Annotated in this window: 6 protein-coding genes; 2 read left to right on the forward strand and 4 right to left on the reverse strand. The window is 65.2% G+C overall.

Annotated elements, in window-relative coordinates; all coding sequences use genetic code 11:
* A partial coding sequence (locus Q0O40_RS14980) for a saccharopine dehydrogenase NADP-binding domain-containing protein (RefSeq protein ID WP_295531660.1) occupies nt 1-133 on the reverse strand: 133 nt, incomplete at its 3' end.
* Nucleotides 134-203: 70 nt separating this feature from the next.
* On the opposite strand from Q0O40_RS14980, the gene Q0O40_RS14985 reads away from it, so the two are divergent.
* Both Q0O40_RS14985 and Q0O40_RS14990 read left to right on the forward strand, forming a co-directional pair.
* Entirely contained in the window at nt 204-1,202 is a 999-nt protein-coding gene (locus tag Q0O40_RS14985) for a threonine/serine dehydratase (protein ID WP_295531645.1), read from the forward strand.
* Nucleotides 1,203-1,270: 68 nt separating this feature from the next.
* Nucleotides 1,271-1,717 carry an MAPEG family protein gene (locus tag Q0O40_RS14990; RefSeq protein ID WP_295531648.1) on the forward strand — a complete coding sequence of 149 codons (447 nt, stop codon included), beginning with the start codon at nt 1,271-1,273 and terminating at the stop codon, nt 1,715-1,717.
* 4 nt (nt 1,718-1,721) lie between these two features.
* Here Q0O40_RS14990 and Q0O40_RS14995 read toward each other — a convergent pair whose 3' ends face one another.
* From Q0O40_RS14995 to ilvD, 3 genes are all read right to left on the reverse strand, one after another.
* Complete coding sequence (locus Q0O40_RS14995) at nt 1,722-2,924, reverse strand: class I SAM-dependent RNA methyltransferase (protein WP_295531651.1); 1,203 nt, start codon at nt 2,922-2,924, stop codon at nt 1,722-1,724.
* Nucleotides 2,921-4,333: an NAD(P)H-hydrate dehydratase gene (locus Q0O40_RS15000; protein WP_295531654.1), complete on the reverse strand. Its 1,413-nt coding sequence runs from the start codon at nt 4,331-4,333 to the stop codon at nt 2,921-2,923. The genes Q0O40_RS14995 and Q0O40_RS15000 overlap by 4 nt, the downstream gene beginning before the upstream one ends.
* A 30-nt stretch (nt 4,334-4,363) precedes the next feature.
* Nucleotides 4,364-6,022, reverse strand: a 1,659-nt coding sequence (ilvD, locus tag Q0O40_RS15005; protein WP_295531657.1) for a dihydroxy-acid dehydratase, incomplete at its 5' end; no start/stop codon positions are given.

Consider the following 6,022-nt stretch of genomic DNA (forward strand, 5'->3'; position numbering starts at 1 on the left):
CGGCAATCGCCTCGCACTTTGCGACGGTACGGCTTGCCAGCGCGATCTCGCCGAAGATATCCGCATTCATCGCCATCTTGTGGACAGCAACCGAACCGACGCCGCCCGCGCCGATAACAAGGACTTTGGCCATGAGGAAACTCCCAACCGGATGTGCGCCGCAGCCGCTGGCGCTCCGAAAGGACCGCCTTTAGGGTAAGCCCATGACAAACCCAAGTACCGAAATCGCCCTTGCCCTCTCTGATCGCGCGCCAACGCGCGAGGGCGTGCTGCGCGCGGCGAGCAAAATGGCTGCGCTCTTGCCGCAAACGCCGCTCCTGCCGCTGGATTTGCCAAACGGCGACACCGCATGGTGCAAGGCGGAAAACCTGCAACCGGTCGGCGCGTTCAAGATAAGGGGGGCATGGCATCGCCTGACCGATCTGACTGGGGACGAGCGCGCGCGCGGGGTCGTCGCGGTATCGAGCGGCAACCATGCCCAAGGGGTGGCATGGGCGGCGAAGCGGCTGGGCATCAAGGCCACCATCGCCATGCCGGCCGATGCGCCGGAAGTGAAGCTATCGGCCACGCGCAGCCATGGCGCCGAAGTCGTGCTCTATCAGCGCCTCACGCAATCACGCGATGCGATTGCGGCGCAAATCTGCGCGGCGAGCGGCGCAGTGCTGGTCCATGCCTATGGCGATCCGTGGGTGATCGAGGGCCAGGGCAGCACCAGAATCGAACTGGCCGCGCAGATGGAATGCTTTGCAGGCGGCGCGCCGACGCGGATCGTTACGCCATGCGGGGGCGGCGGGCTGGCCTCGGGCCTCGCGCTGGCTTGCCCCGAGGCCGAAATCGTGCCGGTGGAGCCGGAAGGCTGGGACGACGTCGCGCGCAGCCTTGCCGCCGGCCATATCCTGCACATCGGCGAAAATCCGCCGCGCACGGCGTGTGACGCGCTGCAGACGATGGCGACGTATCCGATCAATTTTGCAGTGATGGCAGCGCGCGGGATGAACGGGTTGTCTGTCAGTGAGGCAGAAGTGCGCGCGGCCCAACGCTATGCTTTTGAGCGGCTGCACCTCGTGGTCGAACCGGGCGGCGCGGCGGCGCTCGCAGCGCTTCTGGCCGGCAAGGTAACAGCGGGCGGGCGCACGGCGGTGATCCTGTCAGGCGGCAATGTTGATCCTGCGACCTTTGCCACCGTGATTACCGCAGGCTGATCAGTTGCAATTGACAATCGAATTAGCACTGTCCAACATGGGCGCAGCGCGGTTTAGGGGGGACGACAATGATCGGCATGGAAATTCTGCAACCGGTGGTCGCCCTTGCGATCTGGACCATGGTAATGTGGGTGTGGATGTATGCCACGCGGATACCAGCGATCAATGCGCTGCCCAAGTCGCGCGATCCCAACGCCGATGTGGGCTGGACCGGGGCCAAGCTGGAGAGCCTGATCGCACCGAGAATCCAGTGGAAAGCGCACAATTACAATCACCTCCATGAAGCACCGACTGTATTTTATGCGATCGCGCTGGTGCTTGCCCTGATCGGTCAAGGCGGCGGCATCAATCTGGTGATTGCATGGGCCTATGTCGCCTTGCGGGTGGCGCACTCGATCTTTCAATCGACAGTCAACAAGGTGGCCCCGCGCTTCATCCTGTTTGCGCTGTCAAGCGTGGCGCTGATGATTTTGGTCGTTCAGGCAGCAATTGCGGTGTTTGGCGGTAGCATCTGACAAATTACTTGAGGAACAAACTCGCCAGCTCGACATGCGTTGACCATCTGAACTGGCCGATGGGGCGGAGCTCGGCCAGCCGGTAGCCACCTGCCAGCAACGCCGCAGCATCCTTCGCCCAGCTTGCGGGATTGCAGCTGATATAGACCACGCGCGGCACGGTCGAAGCGGCCAGTTGCGCCACTTGTTCACGCGCGCCCGATCGTGGGGGATCCAGCAGAACGCCGCTGAAACGATCAAGTTCCTCGGTGCGCAGCGGATTGCGGTAAAGATCGCGGTGGAGCGCGTGGACCGGAACCCCGGCCTGACGCGCCGCCGCCTGGGCCGCAAAATGCGCATCGCGCGCGCCTTCCACCGCCAGAACTTTGGTGCCGGGGCCAGCCAACGCAAATGCAAACGTGCCCAATCCCGAAAACAGATCGGCGACAGTCACGCTGCCGCCAAGCCAATCGCGCGCCGCATCGGCCAGCGCATCCTCGCCGTCGCGGGTTGCTTGCAGGAACGCGCTCACCGGCATGACCACGGGCACCGCGCCGAACGTCACCGTCACCGGTTCGGGCTCCCACGTCGTTTCAGGGCCATCGCCTGCATCGACCGTCAGCCGCGCCAGCGCATTATCCCTCGCAAAATCGAGCATCGCCTCGATCTGCGTGAGGCCTTCGATCTTGAGGCCGATGAGGTTCATGGCCACACCCTGATCGGCCAGCACCAGCTCGATATCCACCGCCAACTTGCGGTCGCCGCGCCGCTCCAACAGCTGGCGTAGCGGGCCAACCAGCGCCAGCATTGGAGCTGCCATCACCGGACATTCGCGCATGTCGACAATCCGGTGGGCGCCTGCCTCACGAAACCCGATCACGACCCGCTTGCCGATGGCCTGCGCATGCAGCGTAGCCCGGCGGCGGGCTTGCGGCGGCGAGAGATGCGCCGGGGACAGGTCGCCCGGATCAATCCCCTGCCCGCGCGCTGCTCCGGCCACGCGGTCGCTGACGTACGCCGTGAGCGCACGCTCGGAAAGATGCTGCAACTGGCAGCCGCCGCACGCCGGGAAATGGCGGCACGCGGGCGCAACATGATCGGGCCCCGGTGTGAGCGAACCATCCGCTTCGAGCACATCGCCGGGTGCCGCCAAAGCGACGTAGCGGCCATCCGCAGTTGCGCCCTCGCCTTTGGCCGCGACGCGCACGATCAGTCCGGGGGCGCTCATGACATGGCCGCCTGCATCGCGCCGGTGGTCGCCGCTGCAAGATCATCCGCCGTGAACGCAGCGCCGCATTGACGCGCCGCTTCACCATGCAACCATAACCCCTCGCGCGCCGCGCGCAGCGGATCGCGGTGCACCACAAGGCGGCTGGCAATCATTCCGGCCAAGACATCGCCGCTGCCAGCAATCGAAAGCCAGGGGGACGCGCGCGGCGCCAGCGTGACGCTGCCATCTGGAGCCGCGATCAAGCTGTCGGGGCCTTTGAGCAGGACGGTGGCGCCGGTTTTCTCAGCAAGGGCCAAAGCCCGCATGCGGCGAAGGCCGCTCGGCAGCAGGCCAAACGCCTGTTCAAGTGCGGCCAATTCGCCTTCATGCGGGGTCAGGATCGTGCATGATGGGCGCGGCTCGTCTGGGCTCAGCAGCATCAGCGCATCCGCATCGAGCACCGCAGGCACTCCGCATTGCAAAGCCGCCAAAAGCCGGGCGCGCGCTTCCTCATCGCGGCCAAGCCCGGGGCCGACCAGCACAGCCGCCACGCGCCGATCGGCAAGTCCGGCCAGATCGCCCGCAGCCTCACAGACCAGCCCGGCAGGAACACCCTGCGGACGCGCCGGGGCCAGCAGCTTCACATAGCCAGCGCCAGCGCGCATGGCGGCCTCGGCGGCCAGCACAGTCGCGCCCGGCATCTGGCCGCCGACGATGGCGAGCAATCCGCGCCGGTATTTGTGCGAATTGGCGGCTGGTGGCGCAATGGCAGGCGGTGCCAGCAGCGTATCCGCGCCTGCCAGGCTCGCCGCGCCCAGATCAACCAGCCGCAGCGCCCCCATGTGCTGCGCCGCAGGCATCGTCCAATGCGCGTGCTTCCATGCGCCCAGAGCAATGGTCAGATCATACTCCGGCAGTCCGGGGTTGAGCACTGCGCCGCTGTCGCTGTCGACGCCGCTCGGCAAGTCGATCGCGATCCGTTTGGCGTGTCGCTGCGCAAGGCGCGACAAAATCCCCAGCAGATCATCAGCAAGCGGCCTTTTCAGCCCAGTTCCAAATAGGCAATCAACCAGCAGGTCACCATAAATGCCTGCCTCGCTATCGCGCACTTCCCCTGTGAAACGGGCCCTTGCGGCGCGCGCCTCGGCAGTGGTTGGCGCGCTGGGAGCGACAAGGCGGACACTCCCGCCGCGCTCTTGCAAGAACCGCGCGATCACATAGCCGTCGCCGCCATTGTTGCCCGGCCCGCACAATACCGTCACGGCGCGGCCAGCGGCAATGCGGCGCACCCATTCCCCCGCGCCGCAGCCGGCGCGATCCATCAGCATCGCGGCGCTCGTTCCTGATGAAATCAGCGCCTGCTCGGCGGCGCGCATCTGGGTTGAGGTCAGGATCTGCAATCCTGCCGCTTCACTGGAATGCGGCATGCGCAGCGCCGTGAGGAGCATCCACCTGCGTCAAGAACGGCCCTTGATCTGCGACACATCGCGGACCGCGCCGCGCGAGGCGCTGGTCGTCATCGCGGCATAGGCCTGTAGCGCGGGCGAAACCTTGCGCGGGCGCGGCTTGGCAGGCTGCCACGCGGCAGAACCCTTCGCCTCCATAGCAGCGCGGCGCGCCTCCAGCACGTCGTCCGCAACAGCAAGATGGATGGTGCGGGCAGGAATGTCGATCTCGATGCGGTCGCCGTTCTCGACCAGACCGATCGCGCCGCCCTCGGCTGCTTCGGGCGAGGCATGCCCGATCGATAGCCCCGATGTACCGCCCGAAAAGCGCCCATCGGTCAGCAGCGCGCAGGCCGCGCCAAGACCTTTGGATTTCAGATAGCTGGTAGGATAGAGCATTTCTTGCATGCCCGGCCCGCCTTTGGGCCCTTCGTAACGGATCACCACCACATCACCCGCCACGACCTGCCCGGTCAGAATGGCGGTCACTGCGGCATCCTGGCTTTCGTAGACTTTGGCAGGCCCGGCGAACACCAGCACCGAGGGGTCCACCCCAGCGGTCTTCACGATGCAACCTTCGAGCGCGATATTGCCATAAAGCACGGCCAGGCCGCCATCCTGGCTGAATGCATGCGGCGCGGAGCGGATCACACCGTTCTCGCGATCAAGATCGAGCTCCTTCCAGCGGCGGCTCTGGCTGAAGGCGACTTGCGTTGGCACACCGCCCGGCGCTGCCCGGTAAAACTCCTGCACATGCGGCGCTGTCGTGCGCGAGATGTCCCACAGCGCGAGCGCATCGCCCATGGTTTGGCTGTGAACCGTGGGCAGATCGCTGTGCAGCAGACCGGCGACATCCAGCTGCCCGAGCAGCGCCATGATGCCGCCTGCGCGGTGAACGTCTTCCATATGGACATCGGCTTTGGCCGGCGCGACTTTCGACAGGCACGGCACGCGGCGCGAGATGCGATCAATGTCGCTCATCGTGAAATCGACCCCGGCCTCGTGCGCGGCGGCCAGCAGATGGAGCACGGTGTTGGTCGATCCGCCCATGGCGATATCGAGGCTGACGGCATTTTCGAACGCAGCGAAACTGGCAATCGAACGCGGCAGGACGCTGGCATCGTCCTGCTCGTAATAGCGATGGCAGAGATCGACGATCAGGCGGCCCGCCTCGAGAAACAGCCGCTTGCGATCGGCGTGGGTTGCCAGCGTCGAGCCATTGCCGGGAAGCGAGAGGCCGAGCGCCTCGGTCAGGCAATTCATCGAATTGGCGGTGAACATGCCGGAGCACGACCCGCAAGTGGGGCACGCTGCCTTTTCGATGGAGTCGACTTCCTCATCGCTCATGCTCTCGTCTGCGGCGGCGACCATCGCATCGACGAGATCGAGCGCATGCTCTTTGCCCTTGATCAGCACTTTGCCCGCTTCCATCGGCCCGCCGGACACAAACACCACCGGAATATTAATGCGCAGCGCGGCCATCAGCATGCCCGGCGTAATCTTGTCGCAATTCGAGATGCACACCATCGCATCGGCGCAGTGGGCATTGACCATGAATTCCACGCTGTCCGCGATCAGTTCACGGCTGGGCAAGCTGTAAAGCATCCCGTCATGGCCCATCGCGATGCCATCATCGACCGCGATTGTGTTGAACTCTTTGGCCACGCCGCC

Source organism: Novosphingobium sp. Chol11 (genome assembly GCF_945870625.1).
In the GTDB taxonomy this organism is placed as follows: Bacteria; Pseudomonadota; Alphaproteobacteria; order Sphingomonadales; family Sphingomonadaceae; genus Novosphingobium.

Coding starts and splice junctions, on each gene's coding strand:
- Q0O40_RS14985 (WP_295531645.1), top strand. CDS start 204: ATGACAAACCCAAGTACCGAAATCGCCCTTGCCCTCTCTGATCGCGCG.
- Q0O40_RS14990 (WP_295531648.1), top strand. CDS start 1,271: ATGATCGGCATGGAAATTCTGCAACCGGTGGTCGCCCTTGCGATCTGG.
- Q0O40_RS15000 (WP_295531654.1), bottom strand. CDS start 4,333: ATGCCGCATTCCAGTGAAGCGGCAGGATTGCAGATCCTGACCTCAACC.
- Q0O40_RS14995 (WP_295531651.1), bottom strand. CDS start 2,924: ATGAGCGCCCCCGGACTGATCGTGCGCGTCGCGGCCAAAGGCGAGGGC.